The organism is Streptomyces sp. P5F9 (assembly GCF_057961495.1).
Window position 1 is genome coordinate 1 of record NZ_JBXVPZ010000818.1, and the last position, 2,159, is coordinate 2,159.

The following is a 2,159-nucleotide window of genomic DNA, read 5'->3' on the forward strand; positions in this document are numbered from 1 at the left end:
GATCCGAACCGTTGGACGGGGGACGCGGGGTCACGGGTAGAGCCTCCTGAGTGGGGTGAGTTCGAGGCGGGCGGGGTGAAGTCGAGGTGGGACGGATCACGTCGTGGGGTTGGCCAGGCGGCGTACCGCTGACAAGGGGACCGGGAGCCAGTCCGGGCGGTGGCGGGCCTCGTAGAGGACTTCGTAGATCGCCTTGTCGGTCTCGTACGCGCGGAGCAGGACCGGATCCGTCCGCGGATCCACCCCCGTCACCTCCGCGTACCCCGAGCAGTACGCCGCCCGGCACATGTCCGCCCAGCCCGGCGCAGCCGGTGTCGTCGAGTGGGCCGCGTAGTCGAAGGAACGGAGCATCCCCGCGATGTCCCGTACCGGAGGCTGGGGCATGCGGCGTTCCGCGAGGGGCCTGGAGGGCTCGCCCTCGAAGTCGATCAGGGACCATTCCCCGGACGGTGAGTGCAGGCACTGGCCCAGGTGCAGGTCGCCGTGGATGCGCTGGGCGGTCCAGGTGTGGCCCTCCGCCGCCAGGTCCGCCAGTGCCGAGAACGCCGAGTGCAGGCCGGGTGCGTACGGGCGGAGCGCCGGGACCGCCTGCGCCGCCGCGTCCAGGCGCTCCGTCATGCCGCTCACCAGCAGTTCCAGCTGCGCGTGGCCCAATGTCACCGTCGGCAGCGCTCGCGCCAGGGTCACGTGGACTTCCGCTGTCGCCCTGCCCAGCGACCTCGCCTCCGCGCCGAAGTCCTCGCCCTTGGACAGTTCGCCCAGCGCCAGTTCCCAGCCGTCCGTCGCGCCCTGCACGAAGGGCTGGAGGACTCCCAGGACGTACGGCTCGTCGGCGAACTCCGCCCGTAGCCACGCCGTCGGCGCGGGTACCCGCGGGCAGCCCTCCAGCGCCAGGGCCAGCGGGAGTTCCAGGTCGGGGTTGGCGCCGGGCACGATCCTGCGCAGCAGTTTCAGGATGTACGTGTCGCCGTAGACAACCGATGAATTGGACTGCTCGGCCGTCATCAGGCGCGGGGTCAGGGCGGGGCCGATCTCCGGGGCGTCCGGGGCCCGTTCGAAGCGCAGCCCGCCGATGCGGGCCTGGGTGCGCAGCGCCTCCAGGAGCACCTCGGCGGGCCGGGGGTCGTACAGGGCCTCGTACACCGTGTGACCGGTGAGCGGGCCCTCCTCCACATGTCCGATGAGCGCGGGCGCGAGCCGGGGTGGCAGCGCCTCGCGCACACCTATGAGGAGTTGGTAGCAGTCGCCCGGGGCGGGGGACTGATGGGCGCGGACCAGGAGGTGGTACAGGCCTGGCTTGGTGCCGTCCACCGGGAGGAGTTCGGTCGCCGCCACCAGCGAGAAACCCGTGACGGGACGGCCTTTGCCCGCGAACCACCGTTGCCTCGGCAGCCACTCCCGCAGGAGGGGGTCCAGTGACGTGAGGAGGCCGGGACCGGGACCCGGACTGGTCCGGCCGGAGAGTGTGACAGTTTCCGCCATGGTGTCACGTTCCTTTCCCCGGGGGTGGTCGGGGTGTCACTGTTGCGTGCCCCGGGCGGGGCGGGGGAAACCGAAACCGCCCCGCCCCACCGGGATCCAGCACGGATCCAGCACGGATCCAGCACGGATTCAGCAGCGATCTAGGCGGCTTCCTTGCGGAGCCGGAACCAGTAGAAGCCGTGCCCCGCCAGCGTCAGCAAGTACGGCAGCTCTCCTACGGCCGGAAAGCGCACCCCGCCGAACAGTTCGACCGGATGCCTCCCATTGAACGCCCGCAGGTCCAGTTCCGTCGGTTGCGCGAACCGGGAGAAGTTGTTCACGCACAGCACGAGGTCGTCCTCGTACTCGCGCAGGAACGCGATCACCGCCGGATTGGACGACGGCAGCTCCCGGTACGAACCCAGCCCGAACGCCAGGTTCTGCTTACGGATCTCGATCATGCGGCGCGTCCAGTGCAGCAGCGAGGAGGGCGACGACATCGACGCCTCGACGTTGGTGACCTGGTAGCCGTAGACGGGGTCCATGATGGTCGGCAGCGACAGCCGGCCGGGGTCACAGGACGAAAAACCTGCGTTGCGATCCGGTGTCCACTGCATGGGCGTGCGGACGGCGTCGCGGTCGCCGAGCCAGATGTTGTCGCCCATGCCGATCTCGTCGCCGTAGTAGAGGATCGGCGA

General features: G+C 70.1%; 2 protein-coding genes. Both read right to left on the minus strand.

Annotated elements, in window-relative coordinates:
* Positions 1 to 96: 96 nt before the first annotated feature.
* The gene (locus AC31A1_RS50480; protein ID WP_489659763.1) at positions 97 to 1,482 is read right to left on the minus strand and encodes a maltokinase N-terminal cap-like domain-containing protein; all 1,386 of its coding nucleotides are present in this window, start codon (positions 1,480 to 1,482) and stop codon (positions 97 to 99) included.
* A 140-nt stretch (positions 1,483 to 1,622) separates the two neighbouring features.
* A partial coding sequence (locus AC31A1_RS50485; RefSeq protein WP_489659764.1) for an alpha-glucosidase C-terminal domain-containing protein occupies positions 1,623 to 2,159 on the minus strand: 537 nt, incomplete at its 5' end.

Coding starts and splice junctions, on each gene's coding strand:
- AC31A1_RS50480 (WP_489659763.1), bottom strand. CDS start 1,482: ATGGCGGAAACTGTCACACTCTCCGGCCGGACCAGTCCGGGTCCCGGT.